A 24,415-nucleotide genomic window follows, 5' to 3' on the forward strand; every position below is an offset into this window, starting at 1 on the left:
GGAGAGGGATTACAACGCCCTGCCGGCGCTCCGGCGGACGGCTTACCCCCTCTCCCCGGCCCTCTCCCCATGGGAGAGGGTGTGCGCGAGCCTTGACGGACCTGGTCAGTCCGGCACGCTGCTGCCTCCAAGAGATGTAAGGTTGGGTCCGACTGCGTCCCGCTCGCGTCACCTAGTCAGGTTTGGTGACGTAGGGGTATCTTCGAAAGTCTAATCCTAGAAGCAGGGTCTTCGACGTTAGCCGCCCTTAACACCTCAACGAAAGCGCCGTACACGGCGGGCAAATCCTCCGTAGGACCAATGATCACGCGGTGGATTAAACTCGGTATATCAGCTCCTACAAGCCCATTGGCCGGGTCATCTCTCAAAGGTATTACCTGAACTATTTGCGGTATACCGCGAACAACTTTCACCTCCGGGCGAATGACTGGAGATGGCTCCATATTTGGAGAGTAGATAACCCTCCACTCCCTTTCTTCCTTGAACGCTGGATGCTTCGTAGAAAGAACTGAAAATCTCAGCATCTGGAATATATTCTCGCGGAGCGATTCCTCATTTAAGAGCTTTATATTATCGAATTCTTCCTCGAGAGATTTATATATACTCTCCAGTCTGATTATATATTCTTCTGTGCCGCCATAGAACACAGGCACGGAATAGGCCGCCAGTTCGTTAGTTTCTGCAGAAAATGGTGTGGAATTCAGCACCAATGCTACGCCACTTCTACCGCCGTATGCTCGCCACATGGAAAGTCGGCCATAATCATCCTCGCCCGGAGGGTGCTCCGAAACACAAGTCAAGTACGTGCCGTAGAGAAATTCGTTTTTCCAAGACTCAAAAAGCTTCGCCGCAGCTTCACACGTCCCAGGGTGAATGGAGTCTATTTTCTGCCTAAAATTCACTCCCACATCCGAATGCCAGGCACCCACGATGCAAGATATTCCATGCTCGACTTCCGAAAAGTCGTTCATAGTTTTCGCATTTCTCATCCAAATCTCTTTATTTTGGATGATGCTAATCGCAACCTCGGCCGAGGTATAATGAACAAACCTTCCGCCAGAATTGCTTAGAGAAAGCAATTTCTCTCCAGCATCAGAGAAAAATACTTTCTCAACTGCATTTTCTAATGCACGCCGATCAATCTCATTTTCCATATTTGGAATTTAACGCCCGAATCTGTGCGAGCGGAAGATTCTTCAGCAAACAAAAAAGGCGGAGCCTCTCGGCCCCGCCCTCTCCGTCTAGCTCAGTAGAAGCCGAAGCCCCCTACTCCGCCGCCACCTTCGCCGAGTAGCCGAGGATCGCCTTGGTCTCCAGGAACTCGCCGAACGCGTGGTCGCCCCACTCGCGGCCGTTGCCGCTCATCTTGTAGCCGCCGAACGGGGCCATCAGGTCGGGGCTGGCGCCGTTGAGGTTGACCTGGCCGGCGCGCAGTTGGCTGGCCACCTTGCGGACCGCGTCCTGGTCGCCGCCCGAGACATAGGCCGCCAGGCCGTATTCGGTGTCGTTGCCGACCGTGACGGCTTCATCGACCGTGTCGTAGCCCAGGATCGAGACGACCGGGCCGAAGATCTCTTCCTTGGCGATGGTCATGTCGTTGGTGACGTTGGCGAAGACGGTGGGCTTCACGTAATAGCCCTTGTCCAGTCCCTCCGGACGGCCCACGCCGCCGGTGACCAGGGTGGCGCCCTCGTCGATGCCTTTCTGGATCAGGCCCTGGATCTTGTTCCACTGGGTCTCGGAGACCACCGGGCCCATCTTGTGGTTGCCGTTCGGGTCGCCGACCGTGTGCGCCTCGGCGGCGGCCTTGGCGATGGCGATGACCTCGTCCATGCGCTGGCCGGGCACCAGCATCCGCGTCGGAGCGTTGCACGACTGGCCCGAGTTCAGCATCACCGAGGCGACGCCGCCGGCGACGGCCTTCTGGAAGTCGGCGTCGTCGAGGATGATGTTGGGGCTCTTGCCGCCCAGCTCCTGGTGGACGCGCTTGACGGTGGGGGCGGCGTTCTTGGCCACCTCGATGCCCGCGCGGGTCGAGCCGGTGAACGAGACCATGTCGACTTCCGGATGGGTGGACATCGCCGCGCCGACCGTGGGGCCGTCACCGTTCACAAGGTTGAACACCCCGGCCGGAACGCCGGCGGCGTGCAGGATCTCGGTCCAGATATAGCCGCTGAACGGGGCGATTTCCGAGGGCTTCAGCACCATGGTGCAGCCGGTGGCGATGGCCGGGCCGACCTTGCAGGCGATCTGGTTCACCGGCCAGTTCCACGGCGTGATGAAGGCGCAGACGCCGATCGGCTCCTTGACGATGCGGGTCGTGCCGCGGTCTTCCTCGAACTTGTAATTCTTGAGCACGGCGGCGGCGGTCTGGACGTGGCCGATGCCCATGGCGGCCTGGGCGCGCTGGGCCAGCCAGGCGGGGGCGCCCATCTCCTCGGTGATCGCCTTGGCCATGTCCTCGAAGCGCTTCTGGTACTCGGCGATGATGCGCTCGAGAATGTCGATGCGCTCTTCGCGGCTGGTCTGGCTGAAGCTGGCGAAGGCCTTGCGGGCGGCGCGGACGGCCTTGTCGACGTCGGCTTCCGAGCCCATCGAGATGACGCCGCAAACCTCTTCGGTGGCCGGGTTGATGACGTCCAGCGTCTTGGGCTGGGCCGGGTCGACCCAGGCGCCGTCGATATAGAATTTCGTGTACTCGCGCATGCCTTCGCTCCTGCCCTGTGGGTCCGCTCTTAGTTGGGAGACGCGGCGGACGGTTTCAAACAGCCATTTAATGTGATCGGCGTTCAGGTGGGAAGGGGCGCAGTTCGATCGACGCTCTATAATTCGTGTCATCCCTGAAACGCCGCAGGCGTTATCCGGGACCCAGGGGATGCGTCAGCGCCGTGCAGGCCGCCCCTGGGTCCCGGCTCTGCCCCCGGCTTTCGCCGGGGTTCGGCCGGGATGACATGAAGGGTCACCACATCGGATCGGTCTCGTCCCCATGCAGCGCCTCGGCGATGCGCTTGCGGGTCGCGCGGGTGGTCTCGTCGGGCAGGTCGTGGGGATCAAACCAGCCGACCGCGTGGATCTCGCCCGCCGCATCGGACAGGCAGGGCTCCCAGGTCTCGATCCGGTAGAGCAGCACGTGGTCGCCGGGGTGCAGCACCTCGTTGCTATGGGCGGACACCAGGCGCGGGCGCGACAGGGCGCGGACCCCGGCCTCCTCGGCCAGCTCGCGGATCACGGCGGTCTCGGCGGTCTCGCCGCGCTCGACCCCGCCGCCGGGCAGGTACCAGCCCTTGATGTAGGTGTGCTGGATCAGCAGCACCTTGCCGGCCTCGTCGGTGACCACCGCCCGCACCCCCAGCGTCAGGCCCCGCGCCAGGCGGAACCAAGCATAGACCAGGGGGCGGGTGAACGGTTCGATACGGCGGCGCCAGAGCATGGGGAGGTTTAAATCCTGCCTCAGACCGCGTGTCATCCCGGAAGCCTCGGAGAGGCTGTCCGGGACCCAGGGGCGGCCCGCGCGGCGCTCTGTCGCCCCCTGGGTCCCGGCGGTCCGCGCTTTACGCTACGGCCGGGATGACACCGGGGAGAAATACGCGACCGCCCGTGCTTGCGAACAGCGACCTGCGCCGCTAAAGCCCAGACGACCACTTTCTCTTTTCGGAGCCGCGCCATGATCGCGATCGGTGTCATCGCTCTCTTCCTGCTCGTCATCATGGGCCTGAACCTGACCGAGTTCGGCCGCATCGACTAAGATGACCTCGCGCGGCGCGGCTCTGGTCACCGGCGCGGGACGCCGGATCGGCCAGGTCCTGGCTCTTGAGGCCGCGCGCGCCGGCTACGACGTCGCCATCCACTACCGCGCCTCGGCCGACGAGGCCGAAGCGACCGCGCGCGCCGTCGAGGACCTCGGCCGCCGCGCCCGGCTTGTCCGCGCCGACCTGGCGGACGAGGATCAGACCCGCAGCCTGGTGGCCCAGGCCGCGCCGCTGGGTCCGCTCACCCTGCTGATCAACAACGCCTCGGCCTTCGAGGACGACCGCGTCGGCGGCCTGTCGCGGGCCACCTGGGACCGCCACCTCGAGACCAATCTGCGCGCGCCGATCGTGCTGGCCGAGGCGATGGCCGGGGCCCTGCCAGACGATCGTCACGGCCTCGTGGTCAACCTGATCGACCAGCGGGTCTGGCGGCCCAATCCGCAGTTCTTCAGCTACACGCTTAGCAAGGCGGGCCTGTGGTGGGCCACCCAGACCCTGGCCCAGGCCCTGGCGCCGCGCATCCGCGTCAACGCCATCGGGCCGGGCCCGACCCTGCCCTCAGTGCACCAGGCGCCGGGCGAGTTCGAGGCCGAGGCGGCCGGGGTGCTGTTGCAGCGACGCGCCAGCCCCGAAGAGGTCGCCGCCGCCCTGCGCTATCTGATTGACGCATCCTCGGTCACGGGACAGATGATCGCCGTAGACGGCGGCCAGCATCTGGGCTGGAAGACGCCGGATATTGTTGCTCCCTAGAGCCTGTCTGGAACAACAGGCTCGACCCAGTTGAAAGAAAGGCCGCGCCTTGGCCGCTTCGCCCCTCGCCGACCCCGCGCCCGCCGCCGACATCGCCCGCATCATCGTGACCAAGGTCTTCGTGCGCGGCCTCAAGGTCGACGCCCAGATCGGCGTCTATGACCACGAGCATGGCCGCCTGCAGCCGCTGGTGGTCGATGTCGAACTGGACGTGGCCGCCAGCCACTGCGAGCGCCTGGGCGACACCGTGAACTACGAGACCATCGGCGAGGCCGCCCGCGCCATCGTGGCTGAGGGCCATATCGACCTGGTCGAGACCTTCGCCGAACGCCTGGCCCAGGCCTGTTTCGCCGATCCCCGCGTCACCCGCGCCCGCGTGCGGGTCGAAAAGCCCCTGGCCCTGGCCCCGCACGCCGCCGCCGCCGGCGTCGAGATCACCGCCGTCCGCGCGTGACCGCGATCACCTTCAGCGCCCGGCTCGCCCCGTTCCAGCCCGAAACGGTCTGGACCCTGGAGGCCGGGACGCTGATCGAGACGCGCGGCAAGCTGCAGCGCCGCTTTCCGCTGTCGGGACTGAGCCGTTACAGCCTGTCGCTGGCGCCGGACGGGCGTCGGCGGGTGCTGCTGGTGGTGTTCGGCCGCCACCGGCTGCTGATCCCCTCGCAGAGCTTTGTGGGCCCCGGACGGTTCGAGGATCGCCTGGCCGCGTTTTCGATCCTGGCCCGCGCCATCGCGGCCGTGGGCGCGGACCTGTCGCCGCGCGCGAAGTTCGGCCTCGCGCGGCTGGAGGCCAGGACGGCGCTGACCTTCGTCATGGGTCTCTTGGCCCTCGGCGCGGCCGCCACGCTTTTGTTCTCGTTGACCGCCGGCATGGTCGGCGTCGGCGTCGACATGGCCGCGCGGATGGCCTTCGTCCTGATCCTGATGTTCGCCGCCCTGCCCTGGCTGGCGCGTCCGGCGGACTTCGATCCGCGCGATCCGCCCGCCGATCTTCTGCCCTGAAAATGCGAAGAGCGCCCCGACCTTGCGGCCGGAGCGCCCCTTCTGGGAGACCTGAAAGGGTCTATCAGCGCGGCATCAGCACGCTGTCGATGACGTGGATGACGCCGTTGCTTGCGGCGACGTCGGTGGCGGTGACGGCGCTCTTGCCGCCCTTTTCGTCGGTGATCACGACCTTGCCGCCGACGACCGCAGCCTTGAACTGGCAGCCGCCGACCGTGTTGATCGTGTAGCTGCCGCCGTGCTTCTGGATCGCGTCGGTCAGAGTCGCGGCCGTCACCTTGCCGGCCACGACGTGGCAGGTCAGGATCTTGGTCAGGGTGGCCTTGTTCTCAGGCTTCACCAGCGTCTGCACCGTGCCGGGCGGCAGCTTGGCGAAGGCGGCGTTGGTCGGGGCGAAGACCGTGAACGGACCAGCGCCCGACAGGGTGCCGACCAGGTCGGCGGCCTTCACGGCGGTCACCAGGGTCGAGAAGTCCGCATTGCCGGCGGCCACGCCGACGATGTTCGGCTTGGCGCCGTGGTGATCGGCGAGGGCGGGACCGGCCACGGCGGCGGCGGCCAGGGCCAGAACGGCGGCCCGGCGTTGCATCGAACGCATCATGTCTTGAAACCTTCCATCAAGTCTTCGGGTTGGGGGAACTGAAGAGGTCGACGGCGCGCGGTCTGATCAGAGTTACGGCCCCCGCTCCGTGCCGGATCGATTCTGCGAGATGACTTTTTTGTAGGGTTCAAGGAGCGCGCCGAACGTGACATCGCCTTCATGACGCCACCTTCATTTGCATCAGAGCCCGATCGGCGCGACGATCTGGATGACGATGTTATCCCAGGCTCAACCGTGACCGACCCCACTCCCGACACCGCCGTCCCGCCCAAGCTGCAGGACGACAAGGCCCTGCCGATCGCGATCTACGCGCTGCACATCGCCGGCGCCGTGACCGGCGGCTTCACCAGCCTGATCGCGGCCATCCTGGCCTATATCAGCCGCAAGGACGCGCCTGACTGGCTGGCCAGCCACTACGAATTCCAGATCCGAACCTTCTGGCTGGCGCTGCTGTTCAGCGCGGTCTCGCTGCTGCTGACCGCGGTCGGCGTGGGTGTCGTGATGCTGGTCGCGGTCGGCCTCTGGGTCATCGTCCGCGCTATTGTCGGCCTTTCGCACCTGCTGAAGGGCCAACCCTACCCCACGCCCAAGAACTGGATGCTCTAAGCCATGACCGACGCCGCCGTCGCCCCTCGCGCCGAGGAAGACAAGATCCTGCCCGCCGTCGTGTACGGCCTCTATCTGCTGGGCTTCACCAACGGCCTCACCTTCTTCGTGGGTCTGATCGTGGCCTATGTGAACCGCGACGCCGCAGGACCCATCAACGCCTCGCACTACACCTTCGCGATCCGGACCTTCTGGCTGGCCATCGCCTGGTTCCTGATCGGCCTGATGATGACCATCTTCGGCGCGCCGCTGAGCCTGATCCTGGTGGGCATTCCGGTGCTGATGGCGGGAATCGCGATCATGGGCGCTGTGGGCGTCTGGTTCGTGGTTCGCTGCGTGATGGGAATCTACTATCTCACCCGCGGCGAGGCGCACCCGCGCCCGCGCACCTGGTTGATTTAGAGGCGCTCCTTACGCCCGGCGCCCGCCACGGGATCATTCGCGCGGCCCCCTTCCCCTGCCGGTTGAGACGGCTCGACGGGATCGGGGCCGTCGGATGACTAGTGCGGCTCGGCGGTGGGACGCCCATAGTGGGCGTACGTCTGGGGGACGCGATGTTGGCGCGACTGGTTGGGATCATCTTGGGGCTGATCCTGGCGTCGTCGGGGTATGTGGTGGCGGGCTGGGGCTCGCTGGGGACATGGGCCACGAACCTCGACCTTGGTCCGTCTGAACCGCATCGGCCCGCTGTCGGCGCGGCGGCGACGATCGTGGGCGGGGTGCTCATCGTCGCCGCCCTGCTTCCCCGTCCCAAGCGCAAGACGCGCAAGACCGCGCCGGCCCTGCTGGGCCTGGATCTGTCGCCTGCGACCGCGCCGGTCGCCGCTGCGGTCGCAGCGCCAGTCTCCGAGCCGTCACCCGCCGCCGCCGAGCCGCTGGCGACGCCCATCATGCCAGTGGCGCCGCCTCGCGCGCCGGCCGCGCCGCCGGCCGCGCCGCCGCCGCCCCAGCCATCAGCCAACACCTTCGCCGAAATACGGGCGCGCCTGGTCGGCCTGAGCCGCGAGGACTCTTGGGCGGAATGCGCCCGTCTGCTCGCGTCCATGAAGCGCGCGGCGCATACCGACGAAGAACTGGCGATCGTTCACCGCGACCTGGGCGACTTCGCCCGCGCTCAGGGCCAACTCGATGAGGCGGCCGAAGCCTATGAAACGGCCGTGGCCTACGCGCGCCAAGTCCGCCAGGCGCGTCCCAACGACGCCAGCACCGACCTCCTGGCCGGCGCGCTGTCAGGCGTGGGTGACGTGGCCGAGGCCGAGGGGCGCCTCGACGCCGCGTTGTCGGCCTTCGAAGAGGCCCTGGCCCTGCGCCGCTCGCGGGGTGGCAGCGAGGCGCACGACGCCAACGCGCAACGCGCCCTGTCGGTGAATCTGGAGCGCCTGGCCGATCTGCGCGAGGACCGCGGCCACCGCATGCGCGCCCTGGACCTCTATCGCGAAAGCTATGATATCGCCGGCCGCCTGGCCGCCGCCGACCCGGCGCGGTTCGGACCGGACCTTGCCTCGACCCGCGCGCGGCTCAACGAACTGGAAGCCAAGATTTCAAGCTGACGACGCGGCCCGCGCAGGGAGCCACCGGCCTCCTCAGGCCTTCGGGCACTTCGCGCCCGTGTCGATCCACGCCTTGATCAGCGCGCCGAACTGAGCCTGCGTGCCTGGCGCCGGCGTCCGCCCCACGCCGGGGTTCCACCCCCACCCCACGAGATGATCCTCAGCCATGTGGTGATGAATCTCGGGCAGGGTCTTGCCACCATTGGTGGCGGGGTTCTTGATCTGGGCGCAGATGGCTCCGAGCGACTTGCCCTGCCAAGCCATTTCAGCCGGCGCCAGCGCCCACTTCGGATCGCCTGGAATGCTCTTGATGCGCTCGCCCCAGGTCGGGACGTTGGCGGCGGTGTGACACGACAGGCAGGGCAGGCCCGCCGGCCCATGGCCGCTGTCGCCGGCGGCCATGGGCGGATTGTGCGGATGCAGGTCATCACCCTGAGTGGGCGACCGTTCGGCGGGGTGACAATTCAGGCACCGGGGGCTCTGGATCACCTTGCCAGCCTCCTCGAACAGAGCGAGCGAGCGGGCGGCCGGGTCCTTGATCGCGTCAAAGCTGGCGACGCTGCGCAGGGTCGCCGCAGCGGCCGGCTTCACCGATGGCGCAGCGACGCCGCCGGCCAGGACAGCGCCCGCGGCGCTCAGGCCTCCGACAAGGATGGCGATCGTTGCGATACGCATGGGGTTTCCTCCAGCAATGCCGGAGGACCAACGCCTCAGCTTAGCGTGCGGTTTCGTGGGCGAGGAACCGGCCGATCCAATCGGCCATCCGCGCACGGTCGTTGGGCCCGTCCAGACTGGCGATCGCCGCGTCGGCCTGCGGGTCGGTGTAGCGCGTCCCGCGCCGCGCCTCGATCAGGGCCTTGGCGTAGTCCGGCGTGAACTCCGGATGGAACTGCATCGAGATCGCGCGGGCGTCCTCGTAGGCGAGGATGCCGTAGGGGGTGAAGGCGCTGCCCGCCAGCACGCGGGCCGTGGGCGGAAGTTCCACCACCTGGTCCTGGTGCGACCCCGGCACGGCGACCTGCGCCGCCTCATCCATCCAGGGCGCGCGTTCGGCGACCGCATAGGCCTGGAGACCGACGCCCCAGCCCTTGGCCGACTTCTCGACCTTGCCCCCGAACGCTTCGGCCATGACCTGGTGACCGAAACAGACCCCGACCAGCGGCGTCTCGCCCCGGGCCGCCCGCAGGAAGGCCTTCAGCGGTTCGATCCAGGGCAGAGGATCATAGACCCCCGCCGAGGAGCCGGTGATCACATAGGCGTCGTTCTCGCCCGGATGGGCCGGCAAAACCCCGCGCTGGACGTCATAGGCGCGGTACGCATGACCATCGCCCAGCAGCGCCTCGAACATCGATCCATAGCCGCCGAAGGTCGCCTTCAGCGCACCCGGCGGCTCGCCCGTCTCCAGCAGGCCGATCTTGAGCGCGCGCGCCGTCATCGTCGTCAGTAGACCATGCCCTGGGCCACGGCCTTCAGCCGCTCGATGGCGCTGAACTTGTCCTCGATGAAGTCCTGGTCGATCCACCAGAGCTCGATCTCGCGCATCACCTCGCCGACCATCGGCCCCTTGGGCACCCCGGCCTTCATCACCTCCTCGCCCGACAACGGGAAGGCCGGCGGAATCCAGGTCTCGGCCAGAGCCAGCAGGGCCCGCCACTGCGGGGCGGTCGAGTCGCGGCCCGACCCCGCCCAGGCCAGCTTGATCCGGTCACAGAAGGTACGGGTCCCCAGGCCATAGACCGCCCGCCGCGCCTCGCGCGGGCTCATCCACGAGACCACGCGCGGGGTCTTGCCGACCGCGTCGACCAGGCGATCGCGAACATTGTTGGGCAGGCGCAGGCGCTCGGCCAGTTGCTCGGCGACCTTGGGGTCGTCCGGGATAAGAGCCGCCAGACGCAGTTCGGGATCGTTCTCGAACAGCTGCTCGGTCTCGATGCCGACCAGGGCCTCGAAGCGGGCCAGCGACTTCACCGACGGCAGGATCGACGATAACACGCTGGTGGCGGCCATCAGGCGGAAGGCCGGACGCGGATCGTCCGCCGCCAGCATCTTCATCAGTTCCTTCTGGGTGCGCTCGGCGGCGCGGCCCGACACCATGCCCTTCAGCGCCTTGCAGGCGGCCAGCGCCTTCTGGTCGGCCTCGCCCCGGCCGTACCAGGCCTGGAAGCGGAAGAAGCGCAGGATGCGCAGATAGTCCTCGCGAATGCGGGTCATCGGATCGCCGACGAACACCACGCGCCCCTCGCGCGCATCGGCGACGCCTTGGCCGGTCGGATCGTAGATGCGGCCGTCGGTATCCGCGTAGAGCGCGTTGAAGCGGAAGTCGCGTCGCTCGGCGTCCTGGTTCCAGTCCTGGGTGAAGGCCACCACCGCGCGCCGACCGTCCGTCGAGACGTCCTTGCGCAGCGTAGTGATCTCGTAGGGGCGTCCACCGGACAGGGCGGTGATCGTGCCGTGGTCGACCCCGGTCGGGATGGCGCGCAGGCCGGCCTGCTCCAGGGCGTCGATGACGAGATCCGGGGTCAAGGTCGTGGCGATGTCGATGTCGTCGACCGGCTTACCCATCAAGGTGTTGCGCACGCAGCCGCCGACGAACCGCGCACAGCCGGCGTAGCCCCGCGCTTCCAGCGCGGCGATCACCGTCTTGGTCTCCGGAGACGCGATCCAGGGCGCGTCGCCGATCATTTCACTGCTCAACGCCTGACTCCCACTCACGCGTCCGATCCCTCTGGCGAGGGGGCGCCATTGTTAGGCCAGGAGACCCCGGCTTCGCCAGACAAGAAACGCCCTATTCGGAGGGGGTCCGTCCGCTTTCGTCATGGAGGGCGTCGTAGAGCGACCGCAGCATGCCCGCCGTCGCACCCCAGATGAACCGATCGTTCCAGGGCATGGCGTAGAAATGGCGGCGCGGCCCGCCCGGAACCTCGCGGTGCTGCCGCTGGTGGTTGGCCGGATCCATCAGGAAATCGAACGGCGTCTCGAAGACGTCGGCGACTTCCTCGGGGCTGGGCGTGAAGGTCGCCCTGGGATCGATGAAGCCCACGACCGGCGTGACGTGAAAGCCGGTGACGGTCTGATAGCCGTGCAACAGACCGGCCACCGTGACGTGGGCGGGGTCCAGCCCGACCTCCTCCTGAGCCTCGCGCAGAGCCGTGCCCCACGGGGTCTCGCCTGGATCGCAACGCCCGCCCGGAAAGGCGATCTGGCCGGTATGGCTGCGCAGCGTGTCCGAGCGGCGCGTGAGCAGGATGGTCGGACCATCGTCGTGCTCGACCAGGCCGACCAGCACGGCGGCCGGACGCAGGGCGTGCGGATTGTCGACTTTCAGGCCCGGGTTGAGATCAAAGTCCGACCGCAGAGGATTGGCCAGGCTCGGATCGTAATCGGCGATCGGATGCAGGCGGCTGGTGATCCAGGCGCGGCGCTCTTCGCGGGTCATGCCGCACCCTTGCCGGGTCCGTTGATCGGGAAGAACGCCCCGCCCGAGCGCACGCCCCAGACGCCGCCCTCTTCGACCGCCATCTCGGCCAGTTCGTAGAACACCGCCCGTGCGATCAGCGCCTCCAGGCCCCGGCGGACGTGGACATAGGGGCGTGGCTCGCCGGTCTCCGCGTCGATCGTGACGCGGATCGGGTTGTCGGGGCCCGCCGTCACCGTGTCGCCGACATTGGTCTGGAAGACGAGGTCCTCGCCCTCGCGGTCCACGCGAACCGCGATGAACGGCGCGTCCTCGACGGTGATCCTCATCTTCTCGACCGGCGTCACCAGGTGGTAGCCGTCGGGGTCGAAGCGCAGCACGGTCGAGAACAGCCGCACCAGCGCCTCGCGGCCGATCGGCGTGCCCTCGTGGAACCAGACGCCGTCCTTGCGGATGCGGATGTCGATCTCGCCGCAGTGGGGCGGGTTCCAGAGGTGGACGGGCGGCAGGCCGCGCTCGCCCGCCGCTTTCACGGACTGAGCGACGCCATCCAGGCCAGACTTGAAAGGCGTGTCGGTCATGCCCGTTCAGTTAGGCTGTCGGGCGCGCCGGCTCAAGCGCGAGGGTCAACGGCGACGAGGCCGGAGAGCCCTTCGTCGCCGCCTTCGCGCAGCGGCAACAGCAGGACGCGGCGCTGATCGACCGGCCCGGGCATCACGACCCCGGCCGTGTGGGCGTTCGAAAAGCCGACGCGTCCGAAATAGGGGCCGTCGCCCACCAGAAGCACCGCGCGCCAGCCGGCGGCCCGGGCGGCCTCGCAGGCGGCCTCGACCAGGGCCTGGCCCAAGCCGGCGCTGCGCTCGTCGGGATCCACGGCCAGCGGCCCCAGGAACGCGACGGGTTCGCCGCCGATCGTCACGGGCCACATCCGCACGCAGCCCACAGGCGCGCCGCCGCGCAGGGACACGAACGAGCAGTCGGCCAGCAGGGTGTTGCCCTCGCGCAGGCGCTCGGACGACTTTGCGAACCGGCCGGGGCCGAAGACCCGGTCGATCAGGGCGGTGACGGCGGCTTCCATCGCCGGGGTCACGTGGACCAGCGGCGGAAAGGGGTCGGGAGAAAGAGACTGTTGAACGGAGGTCATCGGCCTTCGGAAAATGCGAAAGGGCGTCGGGGGCTCCCGACACGAAGGCGCGCGGGAGGGCTTCAGATCGTGGCGCGTTCGCGCATCATTCGTCGCAGGCGTCGCATGCCTGATAGCCTCCAAAGGATGCGGCGCTGTAGGACCAACCCCTCCGCAGGTCAATAACGTTGCGGTGCGACGACTTGGCCCTATGTTCGGCGCGATGTCCGATCCCGCCGCCCCCTCGTCCGAGCCCGCGCTCGAGAGCTCTACCCGCGCCCTGTTACGGGAGCGTGACTTTCTTCTGTTCTGGACGGCGCGGTTCGTCTCCACCCTGGGGGTGCAGATCCAGTCGGTGGCCCTGGGCTGGCAGGTCTACGCCATCGCCCGCATGACCCGCTCGGTCGGCGAGTCGGCGTTCCTGGTCAGCATGATCGGCTTGGCGCAGTTCCTGCCGCTGTTCCTGCTGACCCTGGTGGCCGGCGAGACGGCCGATCGGCGGACCCGCAAGCTGATCGTCGCCGCGACCCTGGCGCTGGACGCCGTCAGCGCCGGCGTGTTGCTGATCCTGGCCCTGATGGGCTCGCACCAGCTGTGGCCGATCTTCGCGATCTCGGTGCTGTTCGGCGCCAGCCGCGCCTTTCTCTCTCCGGCCAGCAGCGCCATGGGGCCGATGCTGGTGCCGCGTCCGTTGCTGCCGCGCGCCATCGCCTGGCAGTCGCTGTCCTGGCAGGCCGGGTCGATCGGCGGGCCAGCGCTGGGCGGCCTGCTCCTGATCCACTCGCCGGGCCTGGCGTTCGGGGCCTCGTTCGCCCTCTACCTGACCGCGGCCCTGCTCGCCCTGGCCATCCGCAAGCCCACCAAGCCCGAGCAGCAGCCCGGCTCTCGCGTCGAGCTGATCAAGGAAGGCCTCTCCTACGTCTGGAACAACAAGATCGTGTTCGGCTCGATCTCGCTGGACCTTTTCGCCGTGATCCTGGGCGGCGCGACGGCCCTCCTGCCGGTATTCGCCAAGGACGTGCTGCACATCGGTCCCGGCGGCTTTGGCCTGCTGCGCGCCGCCCCCGCGATCGGCGCCTGCCTTGTCGGGATCTATCTCGCCGCCAACCCGATCCGACGCCAGGCCGGCAAGATCATGTTCGCCGGAGTCGCCGTCTTCGGCCTGGCCACGGTGGTCTTTGGTCTCTCCAAGCTGGTCTGGCTGTCGGTGGCGGCCCTGGCGGTGCTGGGCGGCGCCGACATGCTGAGCGTCTATGTCCGCCAGACCCTGGTGCAGATCGTCACCCCCGACGCCATGCGCGGCCGGGTCGCCGCCGTCTCGGGCGTGTTCATCAGCGCCTCCAATGAGCTGGGCGAGGTCGAGAGCGGCGCTGCGGCCTGGCTGCTGGGTCCGATCGGCGCGGCGGTGTTCGGCGGTGTCGGCGCCATGGCGATCACCGGAATCTGGGCCTTCCTGTTCCCCGAGCTGCGTAAGGCCGACCGGCTGGAGTGAGGCGGAGCTTAAGGCGACATCATCCGCTTACGGATCAACCAGAGCCGTTCGGCCTCCCCCGGCGCCATCTCGATCGCCCTGTCATAGGCCTGCAGCGCCTCTCCGGACCGTCCAAGTCGCGCCAGCAGATCCGCCCTGACCGCGTGATAGGGCTGGAAGGCGTCGAGCCGCTCGGCGTCCAGCGCCTCGACCTCGGCGAGGGCGGCCTCCGGCCCGGCGACCTCGGCCAGCGCGACCGCGCGGTTGAGGCGGACGAACGGGTCATCGCCCTCTTGCAGGAGCAGGTCGTACAGCGCCAGCAGGGTCGCCCAAGGCGGCGGCTCGGCGAGGGACCGCCGCAGGGCCCAGGCCGCATGCAACGCCGCGCGCAACTGGCGCGGGCCCGGATGGTTCAGCCGCGCGGCGCGGCGCAGCAGCGCGTCGCCCTCGGCGATCAGGGCCCGGTTCCAACGCTTCGGATCCTGCTCGGCCAGGGGGACCATGGCGCCGCCCGCGTCCAGGCGCGCGGGCCGCCGCGCCTCGGCGAAGCGGACCAGGGCGGCGAAGGCCAGGGCCTCGGGATCGCCGGGGGCTAGGTCCGTCAACACGGCGGTCAGGTCCAGCATCTCGCGGGCGTAGCCGGCGTGCGGCCCCGAGCCGGCGGCGTCCTCATGGGCGCGGGCGTAGGCCACTTCCAGGGTCGAAAGCACCGCCGCCATCCGGTCGGGCCAGGCCTCTGGACTGGGAACCTCGAACGACACGCCCGCCTGCGCGATCTTCTTCTTGGCGCGGGTCAGGCGCTGGAACATGGCCGGTTCAGCGACCAGGAAGGCGCGAGCGATCTCGGCGACCGAGAGGCCGCACACCAGGCGCAGGGTCAGGGCGGCGCGCGACTCCGGCGCGACCGCCGGGTGGCAGCAGACAAAGATCAGCCGCAACCGCTCGTCGGGGATCAGGCGGTCGTCGGCGGTCAAGATATCCTCGGCCGTGGGGGGCGGCGCGGGCGGTTCAACAGCGTTGGCGCGACGAATGTTCCGCCTACGGATCATATCAAGCGCGCAGCGTCGCGCGGTGGCGTAAAGCCACGCGGCAGGGTCCAGCGGCGGCGCGGCGGGCCACACCGCCGCCGCCCGTGCGCAGGCTTCGGCATAGGCCTCTTCGGCCAGGTCGAGGTCGCGGAAGGCGGCGGCCAGGGCGGCGACGATCCTGCCGCCGTCCCGCCGCGCTGTCTGGTCGAGGGGGCTCAATCTTCGTCGATGATCGGGCGCACCTCGACCGCGCCGTCGCCGGCGAAGGGGATGCGCCTCGCGATGGCCAGGGCCGCGTCGAGGTCCGGAACCTCGATCACGTAGAAGCCGCCCAACTGCTCACGCGCCTCGGCGTAGGGGCCGTCGTGCAGGGTGTCGACGCCGCGCGCCTTGCGCAGGGTGGTGGCGGTGTCTGACGACTTCAGACCCTGGCCGCCGCGTAGGACGCCCTGCTCGGCCAGTTCGGCCGCCAGAGCCCCGTGGGCGGCGATGATCGCTTCCAGGCTGGTCGCGCCGTCTTCGGCATAGACCGCTTCGTTCTCGTACAGCAGCAGCGCGTATTGCATGGTCTTCTCCCATTGGCGCGCGACCATCGCGACGCCTCGCCCCCTGAGACGCGCCAGTTCGGCGGGATTCGACAGCGGCCGCAAAAAAATGTCGAGAGGGGGCTATCGCCTCGGAGTAAGGGAACTTGGGTGACACGCTGTGTTCTAACCCGTGTCATCCCGGCCGTAGCGCAGCGTAGAGCCGGGACCCAGGGGCGGCAGGCACGGCGCTTTGACACCCCCTGGGTCCCGGGTCGGCTACGCCGCCCGGGATGACACGGAGGCGGACGGTCTCATCAGCGGGCCAAAACGCCGAGGGCCGTCGTCCAGCCGCATGGATTGAACAGCGTTATGACCCGAGACATAACAGGTCATGGACGGATCGCCCCTCGCCACAGCTCCCTTCCGTGACGCTCGCTATGCGCCCCGTGCGCTGGAGGTCGAGCGACTCCAGGGCGAGGAAGGCGAGACGCTGATCCTGCGCAATCCCATGCCCTATTCCGATGCGGTGCGGACCACGACCGCGCCGTTGGCGCGCTGGGCCATCGAGGCGGCGGACCGGATCTGGCTGGCTGAACGCGACGGCGAGGGCTGGCGCACCGTGACCTATGCGCAGGCGAGGTCTCGGGTCGAGGCGCTGGCGGGCGGGCTGACGGCGTTGGGGCTGCGCCGAGGTCAGCCGTTGCTGATCCTGGCGCGAAACGGGATCGACCACGCCCTGATCGCCTACGCCGCCATGAGCCTGGGGGCGCCCGCCGCGCCGGTCTCGCCGCAATATGGGCTCAAGGGCGCGGATCTCACCCGGCTGCAGCACGCCGTTGAGCGGCTAAAGCCCGCCGCCGTCTATGCCGACGACGCCGAGGCGTTCGGCGACGCCCTGGCCGCCCGGTTTCTGGCCGGACTGCCGGTGGTGGTCAGCCGCAATGTCCGCCCCGAAGACGTCGCCTTCGAGTCGCTGCTGGAGAGCCCGCCGCTCGCGCCGGTCGCAGAGCCGGGCGATGTGGCCAAGCTGCTGTTGACCTCCGGCTCGACCGGCAAACCCAAGGCGGTGATCTGCACGCACGCCAACATCGCGCTGAACGCGGCGCAGATCGAGGCCTGCTACGCCGACCCCGAGCCGCCGGTGCTGGTCAATTCCGCGCCGTGGAGCCACAGCCTGGGCGCCAACGCCATCCTGCACATGGTGCTGCACCGGGGCGGGACGCTCTACATCGACGCCGGCCAGCCCGTGCCCGGGCGCTTCGCCGAGACCGTGCGGAACTTGTCGGAGGTGGCGACGACCTATCACAACATGGTCCCGGCCGGTTGGGGCATGTTCGTCGGCGAGCTGGAGCGTGACGCGGCCTTGGCTGCGAAGTTCTTCGAGAGGGTGCGGGTTCTGCAGTACGGCGGGGCCTCGATGGCCCAGTCGATCCTCGACCGGGTGCAGGCCGTGGCCGTGCGGACGGTGGGGGAGCGGATCACCTTCGCCGCCGGCTATGGCGCAACCGAGACGGGGCCGACGGCCTGCAACATCCATTGGCTGAACGCCCGATCGGGAATGGTGGGACTGCCCACCCCCGGCACGGCCGTGAAGCTCGTGCCAGCCGGCGACGGCGGCAAGTTCGAGATCCGGGTGAAAGGGCCGCAGGTCTCACCGGGCTATCTCGATCAGCCCGAGGCCACGGCCCAGGCCTTCGACGAGGAGGGCTTCTACCGCTTGGGCGACGCGGCGCGGCTGGCCGATCCGCAAGACCCGGCGGCGGGGCTGGTGTTCGACGGGCGCCTGGTCGAGAACTTCAAGCTGGCCAGCGGCACCTTCGTCGCGGCCGGGGCCCTGCGGGTCGCGGCGGTGTCGGCGATCGGCGGCGTGGTGTCCGACGCGGTGGTCTGCGGCGAGGGACAGGAGGGCGTCGGCCTGATGCTGTTCGTCGACGCCAAGACGGCCGCGCAGCTCGGCGACGCTGCAGCGGTGCGTTCGGCCATCGTCGAGGGCCTATCGCGGATGAACGCGTCGGCCAAGGGCGGAGGGGGGCGGATCGCCCGCGCCCTGATCCTGGACGGCGCGCCGGACGCGGCCAGCGGCGAGCTGACGGACAAGGGCTATATCAACCAGGCCCTGGCGCGGGATCGGCGGCCGAAGGAACTGGAGCGGCTGTTTGCAGATAACCCGGACGCCGGGGTGATGGTGTTCTCCCAATCCGACCTCCCCGGCGAAGGCCGGGGCCCAGATCGAACCCACGGAGGTCCGCCGGAAGCGCAGGGCCGTCGGCGCGTCACCTTCAAACGCTCAGGCTGAATCTGGGCCCCGGCCTTCGCCGGGGAGGTCGGTTGTGGAGGCGTCCAACGCCCCAGCCACACCGACGCAGATCAGCAGCTGCCCGAAATAGTAGAGCCCCCAGACGCTCAGCCCCGTGGCCAAGTTGTCGGGCAACGGCCCCAGACGGCCGAAGATCAACAAATCCGAGACCACGAACATCAGCGCGCCCAGGCCCACGGTCTTGAACGGGAACCGGCTCATCATGGCCGTGGCGGCCATCACCGCCAGGAACAGGCTGTAGAGGGCGATCCCCGGCGCGCCGGCGCGGTCGCTGGGCAACAGGAACGACACGGCGACCACGACCGGGATCAGCGCCAGCGGCGCCAGCGACCCAGGCTTGCGGTGGCGAAGATAGAGGCCGCTGGCCACCACGTGTCCCAGCAGGAACGAGATCGCGCCAACCGTGAGGCCGTGGGTCTCCAGCAGGACGTCGCCGCCGGTCCCCAGCGCCATGATGGCGGCGAGCAGCCAGCCGTCCAGCGACCGGGCCCGCAGCGCGGCGTGGATCGCCAGGAGGGCGACGCCCGAGCCCTTCCAGGCGGTCTCGACCCCAGGCGGCAGGGTCAGACCCCAGCTGGCCACATAGCTGACCCCGGCGATCACCGAAGCGATCAGCGTCCACCGCGCGGCCGCGCTCATGGCTTGCATCATTCTGTCCCCCCGCTTTTTGCGCAGACTGCGCCGCCCAGCCCTCTGAGCGCAATCGCCTTGAAGCGTCCCGGGTTGGCGCGGCCGGCGAAATGTCGGAAGGAAGAGGCATAGGTACGGAGAAGACCATGAACGGCGCGGACGCCCTGATCACCACCCTGGCCGACAACGGCGTGACCGCCTGTTTCGCCAATCCCGGCACCAGTGAGATGCAGTTCGTCTCGGCCCTGGACCGCGAGCCGCGCATGCGCAGCGTGCTCTGCCTCTTCGAGGGCGTGGCGACCGGCGCGGCCGATGGCTATGGCCGCATGGCCGGCAAGCCCGCCTGCACCCTGCTGCATCTGGGTCCCGGCTACGCCAACGGCGCGGCCAATCTGCACAACGCGCGCCGCGCCTTCACGCCGGTGGTCAATGTCATCGGTGAACACGCCACCTATCACCGCGACTTCGACGCGCCCTTGAACAGCGACATCGCCGCCCTGGCCGCGCCCAATTCGCTGTGGGTCAAGTCGGCCGAGACCGCCGACAGCGTCGGACCTCTTGCCGCCGAGGCCATCGTCGCCAGCTTTGGCGCGCCCGGCGGCAACGCCTGTCTCGTGCTGCCCGCCGACGCGGCCTGGAACGAGACGACGGTCAAGGGGCCGGTCGTGACACCGCCCGCCTTCGCCGCGCCTGACGCTGCGTCCGTGGAGAAGACCGCCCAGGCGCTGAAGGGGGCGACCAAGCCTGTGTTGCTGCTGGGCTCCGGCGCTTGTGGCGAGGCGGCGCTGACCGCCGCCGGACGCTTGGCCGCCCATGGCGTGCGGGTTCTGACCGACACCTTCACCGCTCGCCAGGCGCGCGGCGAAGGTCGCTTCCGCCCCGACAAACTGCCCTATTTCGGCGAGTTGGCGCTGAAGGACCTGGACGGCGTCGACCTGATGGTGCTGGTCGCGACCCAGACCCCGGTCGCCTTCTTCGCCTATCCCGACCGCCCCAGCGTCCTGGTTCCCGAGGGCTGCGCGGTCGAATCCCTGTGTGGTCGCGAGGTTGACGCCGCCGCAGCGCTCAACGCCCTGGCTGACGCGCTGGGCGCGCCCGCCGTGGGTCCCGTCGAGACCTACGCCGCTCCGGACGCGCCGGCGGGACGCCTGGACGCTTGGGCCATCGGCGCGGCGATCGCCCGGCATATGCCCGCCGACACGATCATTTCCGACGACGCCGTGACCGCGGGCCTGCCGATCTTCACCCAGACCAAGGCGGCCCGCGCCCACGACTGGCTGTCCCTGACCGGCGGCGCGATCGGCCAGGGGATTCCGCTGACGATCGGCGCGGCGGTGGCGTGTCCGGACCGCAAGGTTCTGGCCCTGACCGGCGATGGCGCGGGCATGTACACCGTACAGGGCCTCTGGACCGTCGTGCGCGAGAAGTTGGACGTCACCGTCGTCGTCTTCGCCAATCACGCTTACCGAATCCTCGGCATCGAGCTTGGCCGCACCGGCGCCGGCAATCCGGGCCCCGCCGCCTCGAAGCTGCTGGATCTCGGTGATCCGCGCATCGATTGGGTCAAGCTCGCCGAAGGCATGGGCATGGCCGCCGAGCGCGTCTCCACCGCCGAGGCCTTCGACGAGGCCTTCGCCCGCGCCATGGCGACGCCGGGACCGCGCCTGATCGAAGCCGCGATGTAGCGGGTCGCGTTTAAGCCCAAAGAAAAAGCCCGCCCAGATTGCTCCGGGCGGGCTCCTTTTTGTCAGGCCGTGACCTGGATCAGGCCTTCGGCTTGTTGGTCGGCAGCTTGCAGCCGCCGCCAATGCCCTTGGCCTGGGCGCAGGAGAGGAACTCCTTGGCCGCCGGCTTGGCGACGCCGATCGGATAGCCCAGGACCCAGCCCGGCAGGCCGTCCGAGCAGGCCACTTCGACGAAGCCTTCGGTGTCGGTCGAACCGATGATGCGGGCGTCCGAAACCTGGCACGAGGCCTTGTTGAAGCCCACGAGGTCCTTGGTCAGACGGGCGTACTGCGTGTCCTTCTTGGTGAAGGAGCAGCGGAAGCCGTTCATCTCGGCGGTCAGGCAGTCAAAGACCTTGCCGTCGGTGGCGGTGAACACGGCGATGCCGCCGACGTCGCTGCCCTTGCACTTCAGCTCGACGATTTCCTTCTTCGGGTCGTTGGTCGGCAGCATGCCGTACTTCTCGACGTCGCAGGTGAAACCGGCCTTGCCGGCCAGCTTGCTGTAGAAGCCGGCTTGCTCGGTCTGAGCGGCCACCGCGTCGGTCATGGTGCAGCCGCCGCCGACGAAGCCGGCCTGGGCGCACGGGATGGCGCGATTGAACGCCCCGGTGGCCGAGGTCTGCTGGTAGACGTAGCCCTTGCCGTCATCGCAGGCGACTTCGAAGTAGTTGTCAGTCTTGGTGCTGAGGACGTAGCGCTTGTCCTTGACCACGCACTTGGTGCCGGCCGCCGCGGCGGCCGTGTTCAGCGTGTCGACGATTTGCAGCTGGGTCTGACGATTGGTCAGCTTGCAGCTGACATTGCCGCCTTCTTCGTACAGCAGGCAGCTGTTCACCGCGACCTCACCGCCGATGTTCATCGGCGCGGTGGTCTGGACGATGTAACCGGCGCCGCCCTTACAGGCGACTTCGAAATAGGCGTTCTTGGCGCCCGAGCCGATGGCGCGGGTGTTCTCGATCTCGCAGTTGGCGCCGCCCTTCTTGACGTAGGCGTCGAGGCCCGCGCCGGGGTTGGCGTTGCCCGGCAGGATACAGGCCAGGCCGCCGACCTTGCCGTCCGGACCCGGCTGGCTCGATTCGAGGCAGCTATAAACTTGCGGCGCGGTGTCCTTCTTGGCGATGAGCGCGAAGCCCATGCCTTCGTTACACGCAACTTCGAAGTACTTGGCGCCCGCCTTCTTGTCCTCGCCGATGAAGCGAGCGTCCGAAACGGTGCAGCTGGCGCCGCTGGCCTGCATCAGCGCCGGCGCTTCCTTCATGCCCGCTTCACGCGCCTTGGCGTCGATGGCGGGCTTGCCCTTCTGTTCTTTCGGCGCCGAAATGACGGCGGCCGGAACGAGTACGGCGACCGCGAGGGCGGCCGTCAGGCCGATCGCGAAAGGCCTCATGGGAAACATCTCCTGGGTGGATTCCTCGCGCGGACATAAGCGCGTGCTTGCATCGGGGGTCAAGATACCGTCCGACCTAGGCGTGATCGTGACAGCCCTTACGGGCAAAAAATGGGTAGGATTCGCGATAAGCGTCGGTCGACTGGCGCGCGGAGGGAGTGAAATGCGCGACGGATTCGAAGACGAGACGAGCGAGGCGGCCTCGGAGCCGAAGAAGGCGGGGCGACTGGTCTATCCGTTCGAGAGCGCGCCAGAGCAGGGCTCAGGCCAGGCCGTCGAGGTCGCGCCGGGCGTCCTGTGGCTGCGGATGCCGTTGGGCGGCTCGCTGCAGTTCATCAATGTCTGGGCCATCGCCGACGGCGAGGGCTGGGCGGTGGTCGACACCGGGGTCCAGACCCGCGAGACCAGCCAGGCCTGGCGGGCGGCCTTTGTCGAGGCGCTGGGCGGCAAGCCGATCACGCGCGTAATCGTCACCCACCTGCATCCCGACCACATCGGCCTGGCCGGCTGGATGACGCGCAAGTTCGACTGCCGGCTCTGGATGACCCGCCTGGAGTACTTCCAGTGCCGGATGCTGGTGGCCGACACGGGCCGCGAGGCGCCCGAGGACGGGGTGCGATTCTTCCGCGCCGCCGGCTGGGACGAGGACGCCATCGAGAACTACAAGGCCCGCTTCGGCGGCTTCGGCAAGGCGATCTACGCCCTGCCCGACAGCTATCGCCGCCTGAGCGACGGCGAGGATTTCGACATCGGCGGCCGCACGTGGCGCGTGGTCACCGGCCAAGGGCATTCGCCGGACCACGCCTGCCTGTGGTGCCCGGAGCTGAAGCTCCTGATCTCCGGCGACCAAGTGCTGCCGCGCATCTCGTCGAATGTGTCCGTGTTCCCGACCGAGCCGGACGCCGATCCGCTATCGGACTGGCTGCGTTCGCTGGCCAAGGTCAAGGCGACCGTGCCGGACGACGTCATCGTGCTGCCGGCCCACAACGATCCGTTCGAAGGCCTGCACACCCGCATCGACGCCCTGATCTCCGGTCACGAGCGGGGCCTGGCGCGGCTGGAGAAGAAGCTTTCCGAGCGCAAGCGGGTGGTCGACACCTTCGGCGCGCTGTTCGCCCGTCCGATAGGACCCGACCTCCTGGGCATGGCGACCGGCGAGGCGCTGGCGCACCTCAATTGCCTGATCGGACGAGGCCGGGTCAGCCGCGATTTAGACGCTGACGGCGTCGCCTGGTACGCGGCGAATTCTAGCGGCGCTTAAAAACGACCGTTTGACATTTCGCATGTGAAATATACGGTTGACGCATGTCCACGCCGCCCAACCGTAGACTGGTCTTTCTGCTGAACGCCGGCCATCGGCGCGTGCAGCGCTGGATCGAGGGGAAGATGGCGGCGGAAGGCGGGCTGACCGCCGCGCAGTCGGGCGTGCTGTTCTTCCTCGGCGAGCGCGATGGCGCCCTGATCGGCGAGGCGGCCGACGCCCTCGATCTGGCCCCCTCGGCCATGACCGGCCTGATCGACCGCATGGCGCGAGCCGAGCTGGTCGAGCGTCGCGCCGATCCGAAGGACGGACGGGCGATGCGCCTGCACCTCACCGACAAGGGCCGTGTCGCGCGCGACACGGCCAAGGCTGGCCTGCGCGGCGTCAACGCCCAACTGACCGAAGGCTTCACGGACGAGGAAATCAGCGTGGTCTCGCGCTGGCTGACTAGTCTGCAAACCAAGTTCCCCAAGGGAGACCCGCAATGACCGAGCATGTGAAGGTGCAGATCGACGCCGGCGTGATGACCCTCACCCTGGCGCGCCCGGAGAAGAAGAACGCCCTGTCCAACGCCATGTACGGCGTGCTGGCCGACAGCCTGGAGGCGGCCGAACAGGATCCGGCCATCCGCGTCGTGGTCTTCCAGGGCGACGGCGACAGCTTCACCGCCGGCAACGACCTGCAGGACTTCACCGCCCAGGCCACCGGCGCCTTCAGCGGCGAGCGTCACGTGACCCGGTTCCTCAAGGCTCTGGCCCACGCGACCCGCCCGCTGGTCGCGGCAGTGCAGGGCCAGGCGGTCGGCGTGGGGACGACCATGCTGCTCCATTGCGACCTGGTGTTCGTGACGCCTGACGCGCGCTTGACCACCCCGTTCGTGAACCTGGCCCTGGTGCCGGAGGCCGCCTCCAGCTGGCTCCTGCCCGCCCGCATCGGCCACGCCCGCGCCTACGCCATGTTCGCCCTGGGCGAGGCGGTGGACGGCGCCACGGCCGTGGCCTGGGGTCTGGCCAACGGCTTGGCGGACGGCGAGGCGCTGAGGGCCCGCGCCCGGGCCGCCGCCGACCAACTGGCCAAGCGTCCGCTGGGCGCCCTGACGGTGACCAAGCGGCTGATGCGCGACGCTGAGAAAATCGCCGCCCTCATGGACACAGAAGGCGCGGAGTTCGCCGCGCGTCTGCAGACCGCCGAGGCGCGCGAAGCCTTCATGGCTTTCGCCGAGCGCCGTGCGCCCGACTTCAGCAAGGTCGGCTAGGTCGCTCTGACCTCAG

Annotated in this window: 27 protein-coding genes and 1 pseudogene; 13 read left to right on the plus strand and 15 right to left on the minus strand. The window is 68.4% G+C overall.

Going from position 1 to position 24,415, the window contains the following annotated elements; genetic code table 11:
- Window positions 1-176 precede the first annotated feature (176 nt).
- From CSW63_RS20430 to CSW63_RS20440, 3 genes are all read right to left on the minus strand, one after another.
- Window positions 177-1,154, minus strand: coding sequence for a DUF2971 domain-containing protein (locus CSW63_RS20430; protein ID WP_082749652.1), 978 nt, complete (start codon window positions 1,152-1,154; stop codon window positions 177-179).
- A 112-nt stretch (window positions 1,155-1,266) separates the two neighbouring features.
- A complete protein-coding gene (locus tag CSW63_RS20435; RefSeq protein WP_062098212.1) occupies window positions 1,267-2,706 on the minus strand; it encodes an aldehyde dehydrogenase family protein in 1,440 nt (479 codons plus the stop codon).
- A 253-nt stretch (window positions 2,707-2,959) separates the two neighbouring features.
- Window positions 2,960-3,430 carry an NUDIX domain-containing protein gene (locus CSW63_RS20440; RefSeq protein WP_062098214.1) on the minus strand — a complete coding sequence of 157 codons (471 nt, stop codon included), beginning with the start codon at window positions 3,428-3,430 and terminating at the stop codon, window positions 2,960-2,962.
- Window positions 3,431-3,664: 234 nt separating this feature from the next.
- Between CSW63_RS20440 and CSW63_RS20445 the strand changes: the two genes are divergently transcribed.
- From CSW63_RS20445 to CSW63_RS20460, 4 genes are read left to right on the plus strand one after another with little or no spacing between them, the layout of a single operon-like run.
- Entirely contained in the window at window positions 3,665-3,745 is an 81-nt protein-coding gene (locus CSW63_RS20445) for a hypothetical protein (RefSeq protein WP_127847018.1), read from the plus strand.
- 1 nt (window position 3,746) lies between these two features.
- Window positions 3,747-4,499, plus strand: coding sequence for an SDR family oxidoreductase (locus CSW63_RS20450; protein ID WP_062098216.1), 753 nt, complete (start codon window positions 3,747-3,749; stop codon window positions 4,497-4,499).
- 49 nt (window positions 4,500-4,548) lie between these two features.
- Window positions 4,549-4,953 (plus strand): dihydroneopterin aldolase, encoded by a 405-nt coding sequence (gene folB / locus CSW63_RS20455; RefSeq protein WP_168193703.1) that lies wholly within the window; start codon window positions 4,549-4,551, stop codon window positions 4,951-4,953.
- Entirely contained in the window at window positions 4,950-5,501 is a 552-nt protein-coding gene (locus CSW63_RS20460) for a hypothetical protein (protein WP_062098218.1), read from the plus strand. Before folB ends, CSW63_RS20460 begins: the two co-directional genes overlap by 4 nt.
- A 64-nt stretch (window positions 5,502-5,565) precedes the next feature.
- Here the strand turns inward: CSW63_RS20460 and CSW63_RS20465 are convergent, their stop codons facing one another.
- Window positions 5,566-6,102: a fasciclin domain-containing protein gene (locus CSW63_RS20465; RefSeq protein ID WP_062098220.1), complete on the minus strand. Its 537-nt coding sequence runs from the start codon at window positions 6,100-6,102 to the stop codon at window positions 5,566-5,568.
- Between the two features lie 234 nt (window positions 6,103-6,336).
- On the opposite strand from CSW63_RS20465, the gene CSW63_RS20475 reads away from it, so the two are divergent.
- The 3 genes from CSW63_RS20475 (at window position 6,337) to CSW63_RS20485 (ending at window position 8,258) form a co-directional block, all read left to right on the plus strand.
- Window positions 6,337-6,708 carry a DUF4870 family protein gene (locus CSW63_RS20475; protein ID WP_168193704.1) on the plus strand — a complete coding sequence of 124 codons (372 nt, stop codon included), beginning with the start codon at window positions 6,337-6,339 and terminating at the stop codon, window positions 6,706-6,708.
- 3 nt (window positions 6,709-6,711) lie between these two features.
- Window positions 6,712-7,110 carry a hypothetical protein gene (locus CSW63_RS20480; protein ID WP_062098226.1) on the plus strand — a complete coding sequence of 133 codons (399 nt, stop codon included), beginning with the start codon at window positions 6,712-6,714 and terminating at the stop codon, window positions 7,108-7,110.
- A gap of 140 nt (window positions 7,111-7,250) precedes the next feature.
- Entirely contained in the window at window positions 7,251-8,258 is a 1,008-nt protein-coding gene (locus CSW63_RS20485; protein ID WP_168193748.1) for a tetratricopeptide repeat protein, read from the plus strand.
- Between the two features lie 33 nt (window positions 8,259-8,291).
- On the opposite strand, the gene CSW63_RS20490 is transcribed toward CSW63_RS20485, so the two are convergent.
- The 7 genes from CSW63_RS20490 to CSW63_RS23595 all read right to left on the minus strand — a co-directional run bounded on the left by CSW63_RS20490 (window position 8,292) and on the right by CSW63_RS23595 (window position 12,924).
- A complete protein-coding gene (locus tag CSW63_RS20490; RefSeq protein ID WP_062098230.1) occupies window positions 8,292-8,933 on the minus strand; it encodes a hypothetical protein in 642 nt (213 codons plus the stop codon).
- A gap of 40 nt (window positions 8,934-8,973) precedes the next feature.
- Complete coding sequence (locus CSW63_RS20495; RefSeq protein ID WP_062098232.1) at window positions 8,974-9,693, minus strand: gamma-glutamyl-gamma-aminobutyrate hydrolase family protein; 720 nt, start codon at window positions 9,691-9,693, stop codon at window positions 8,974-8,976.
- 5 nt (window positions 9,694-9,698) lie between these two features.
- Window positions 9,699-10,952, minus strand: coding sequence for a CCA tRNA nucleotidyltransferase (locus CSW63_RS20500; RefSeq protein WP_168193705.1), 1,254 nt, complete (start codon window positions 10,950-10,952; stop codon window positions 9,699-9,701).
- A 91-nt stretch (window positions 10,953-11,043) separates the two neighbouring features.
- Window positions 11,044-11,694, minus strand: a complete 651-nt coding sequence (locus CSW63_RS20505; protein ID WP_062098236.1) for a CoA pyrophosphatase — start codon at window positions 11,692-11,694, stop codon at window positions 11,044-11,046.
- Window positions 11,691-12,254 carry a DUF1285 domain-containing protein gene (locus CSW63_RS20510; RefSeq protein WP_062098238.1) on the minus strand — a complete coding sequence of 188 codons (564 nt, stop codon included), beginning with the start codon at window positions 12,252-12,254 and terminating at the stop codon, window positions 11,691-11,693. Before CSW63_RS20510 ends, CSW63_RS20505 begins: the two co-directional genes overlap by 4 nt.
- A gap of 32 nt (window positions 12,255-12,286) precedes the next feature.
- The gene (locus tag CSW63_RS20515) at window positions 12,287-12,817 is read right to left on the minus strand and encodes a GNAT family N-acetyltransferase (RefSeq protein WP_062098240.1); all 531 of its coding nucleotides are present in this window, start codon (window positions 12,815-12,817) and stop codon (window positions 12,287-12,289) included.
- A gap of 62 nt (window positions 12,818-12,879) precedes the next feature.
- Window positions 12,880-12,924 carry a hypothetical protein gene (locus CSW63_RS23595; protein WP_175582050.1) on the minus strand — a complete coding sequence of 15 codons (45 nt, stop codon included), beginning with the start codon at window positions 12,922-12,924 and terminating at the stop codon, window positions 12,880-12,882.
- A gap of 95 nt (window positions 12,925-13,019) precedes the next feature.
- On the opposite strand from CSW63_RS23595, the gene CSW63_RS20525 reads away from it, so the two are divergent.
- A complete protein-coding gene (locus CSW63_RS20525; protein WP_062098321.1) occupies window positions 13,020-14,288 on the plus strand; it encodes an MFS transporter in 1,269 nt (422 codons plus the stop codon).
- A gap of 8 nt (window positions 14,289-14,296) precedes the next feature.
- Here CSW63_RS20525 and CSW63_RS20530 read toward each other — a convergent pair whose 3' ends face one another.
- Both CSW63_RS20530 and CSW63_RS20535 read right to left on the minus strand, forming a co-directional pair.
- Window positions 14,297-15,514: an RNA polymerase sigma factor gene (locus tag CSW63_RS20530; RefSeq protein WP_062098242.1), complete on the minus strand. Its 1,218-nt coding sequence runs from the start codon at window positions 15,512-15,514 to the stop codon at window positions 14,297-14,299.
- The gene (locus CSW63_RS20535; RefSeq protein WP_062098323.1) at window positions 15,511-15,861 is read right to left on the minus strand and encodes a YciI family protein; all 351 of its coding nucleotides are present in this window, start codon (window positions 15,859-15,861) and stop codon (window positions 15,511-15,513) included. The genes CSW63_RS20530 and CSW63_RS20535 overlap by 4 nt, the downstream gene beginning before the upstream one ends.
- Window positions 15,862-16,213: 352 nt before the next feature.
- Between CSW63_RS20535 and CSW63_RS20540 the strand changes: the two are divergent.
- Window positions 16,214-18,013, plus strand: a pseudogene (locus tag CSW63_RS20540) (feruloyl-CoA synthase); the annotation flags it as partial.
- Window positions 18,014-18,109: 96 nt separating this feature from the next.
- Here the strand turns inward: CSW63_RS20540 and CSW63_RS20550 are convergent.
- Window positions 18,110-18,787: a lysoplasmalogenase gene (locus CSW63_RS20550; RefSeq protein ID WP_062098325.1), complete on the minus strand. Its 678-nt coding sequence runs from the start codon at window positions 18,785-18,787 to the stop codon at window positions 18,110-18,112.
- 128 nt (window positions 18,788-18,915) lie between these two features.
- On the opposite strand from CSW63_RS20550, the gene CSW63_RS20555 reads away from it, so the two are divergent.
- Complete coding sequence (locus tag CSW63_RS20555) at window positions 18,916-20,454, plus strand: acetolactate synthase large subunit (protein ID WP_062098244.1); 1,539 nt, start codon at window positions 18,916-18,918, stop codon at window positions 20,452-20,454.
- 79 nt (window positions 20,455-20,533) lie between these two features.
- Here CSW63_RS20555 and CSW63_RS20560 read toward each other — a convergent pair whose 3' ends face one another.
- A complete protein-coding gene (locus CSW63_RS20560) occupies window positions 20,534-21,892 on the minus strand; it encodes a hypothetical protein (RefSeq protein ID WP_082749654.1) in 1,359 nt (452 codons plus the stop codon).
- Window positions 21,893-22,046: 154 nt separating this feature from the next.
- Between CSW63_RS20560 and CSW63_RS20565 the strand changes: the two genes are divergently transcribed.
- From CSW63_RS20565 to CSW63_RS20575, 3 genes are read left to right on the plus strand one after another with little or no spacing between them, the layout of a single operon-like run.
- Complete coding sequence (locus CSW63_RS20565; protein WP_062098253.1) at window positions 22,047-23,144, plus strand: MBL fold metallo-hydrolase; 1,098 nt, start codon at window positions 22,047-22,049, stop codon at window positions 23,142-23,144.
- Window positions 23,145-23,188: 44 nt separating this feature from the next.
- Entirely contained in the window at window positions 23,189-23,632 is a 444-nt protein-coding gene (locus CSW63_RS20570; protein WP_062098255.1) for a MarR family winged helix-turn-helix transcriptional regulator, read from the plus strand.
- Complete coding sequence (locus CSW63_RS20575; RefSeq protein WP_062098257.1) at window positions 23,629-24,399, plus strand: enoyl-CoA hydratase-related protein; 771 nt, start codon at window positions 23,629-23,631, stop codon at window positions 24,397-24,399. The genes CSW63_RS20570 and CSW63_RS20575 overlap by 4 nt, the downstream gene beginning before the upstream one ends.
- The last annotated feature ends 16 nt before the right edge of the window (window positions 24,400-24,415 follow it).

The sequence above is a fragment of the Caulobacter sp. FWC26 genome (assembly GCF_002742645.2).
Taxonomy (GTDB): Bacteria; Pseudomonadota; Alphaproteobacteria; order Caulobacterales; family Caulobacteraceae; genus Caulobacter.

Excerpts from the sequence above, each read along its gene's own strand:
- CSW63_RS20430 (WP_082749652.1), bottom strand. The coding sequence starts at position 1,154 with ATGGAAAATGAGATTGATCGGCGTGCATTAGAAAATGCAGTTGAGAAA.
- CSW63_RS20435 (WP_062098212.1), bottom strand. The coding sequence starts at position 2,706 with ATGCGCGAGTACACGAAATTCTATATCGACGGCGCCTGGGTCGACCCG.
- CSW63_RS20440 (WP_062098214.1), bottom strand. The coding sequence starts at position 3,430 with ATGCTCTGGCGCCGCCGTATCGAACCGTTCACCCGCCCCCTGGTCTAT.
- CSW63_RS20445 (WP_127847018.1), top strand. The coding sequence starts at position 3,665 with ATGATCGCGATCGGTGTCATCGCTCTCTTCCTGCTCGTCATCATGGGC.
- CSW63_RS20450 (WP_062098216.1), top strand. The coding sequence starts at position 3,747 with ATGACCTCGCGCGGCGCGGCTCTGGTCACCGGCGCGGGACGCCGGATC.
- CSW63_RS20465 (WP_062098220.1), bottom strand. The coding sequence starts at position 6,102 with ATGATGCGTTCGATGCAACGCCGGGCCGCCGTTCTGGCCCTGGCCGCC.
- CSW63_RS20480 (WP_062098226.1), top strand. The coding sequence starts at position 6,712 with ATGACCGACGCCGCCGTCGCCCCTCGCGCCGAGGAAGACAAGATCCTG.
- CSW63_RS20490 (WP_062098230.1), bottom strand. The coding sequence starts at position 8,933 with ATGCGTATCGCAACGATCGCCATCCTTGTCGGAGGCCTGAGCGCCGCG.
- CSW63_RS20495 (WP_062098232.1), bottom strand. The coding sequence starts at position 9,693 with ATGACGGCGCGCGCGCTCAAGATCGGCCTGCTGGAGACGGGCGAGCCG.
- CSW63_RS20505 (WP_062098236.1), bottom strand. The coding sequence starts at position 11,694 with ATGACCCGCGAAGAGCGCCGCGCCTGGATCACCAGCCGCCTGCATCCG.
- CSW63_RS20510 (WP_062098238.1), bottom strand. The coding sequence starts at position 12,254 with ATGACCGACACGCCTTTCAAGTCTGGCCTGGATGGCGTCGCTCAGTCC.
- CSW63_RS20515 (WP_062098240.1), bottom strand. The coding sequence starts at position 12,817 with ATGACCTCCGTTCAACAGTCTCTTTCTCCCGACCCCTTTCCGCCGCTG.
- CSW63_RS20525 (WP_062098321.1), top strand. The coding sequence starts at position 13,020 with ATGTCCGATCCCGCCGCCCCCTCGTCCGAGCCCGCGCTCGAGAGCTCT.
- CSW63_RS20535 (WP_062098323.1), bottom strand. The coding sequence starts at position 15,861 with ATGCAATACGCGCTGCTGCTGTACGAGAACGAAGCGGTCTATGCCGAA.
- CSW63_RS20550 (WP_062098325.1), bottom strand. The coding sequence starts at position 18,787 with ATGCAAGCCATGAGCGCGGCCGCGCGGTGGACGCTGATCGCTTCGGTG.
- CSW63_RS20555 (WP_062098244.1), top strand. The coding sequence starts at position 18,916 with ATGAACGGCGCGGACGCCCTGATCACCACCCTGGCCGACAACGGCGTG.
- CSW63_RS20560 (WP_082749654.1), bottom strand. The coding sequence starts at position 21,892 with ATGTTTCCCATGAGGCCTTTCGCGATCGGCCTGACGGCCGCCCTCGCG.
- CSW63_RS20565 (WP_062098253.1), top strand. The coding sequence starts at position 22,047 with ATGCGCGACGGATTCGAAGACGAGACGAGCGAGGCGGCCTCGGAGCCG.
- CSW63_RS20570 (WP_062098255.1), top strand. The coding sequence starts at position 23,189 with ATGTCCACGCCGCCCAACCGTAGACTGGTCTTTCTGCTGAACGCCGGC.
- CSW63_RS20575 (WP_062098257.1), top strand. The coding sequence starts at position 23,629 with ATGACCGAGCATGTGAAGGTGCAGATCGACGCCGGCGTGATGACCCTC.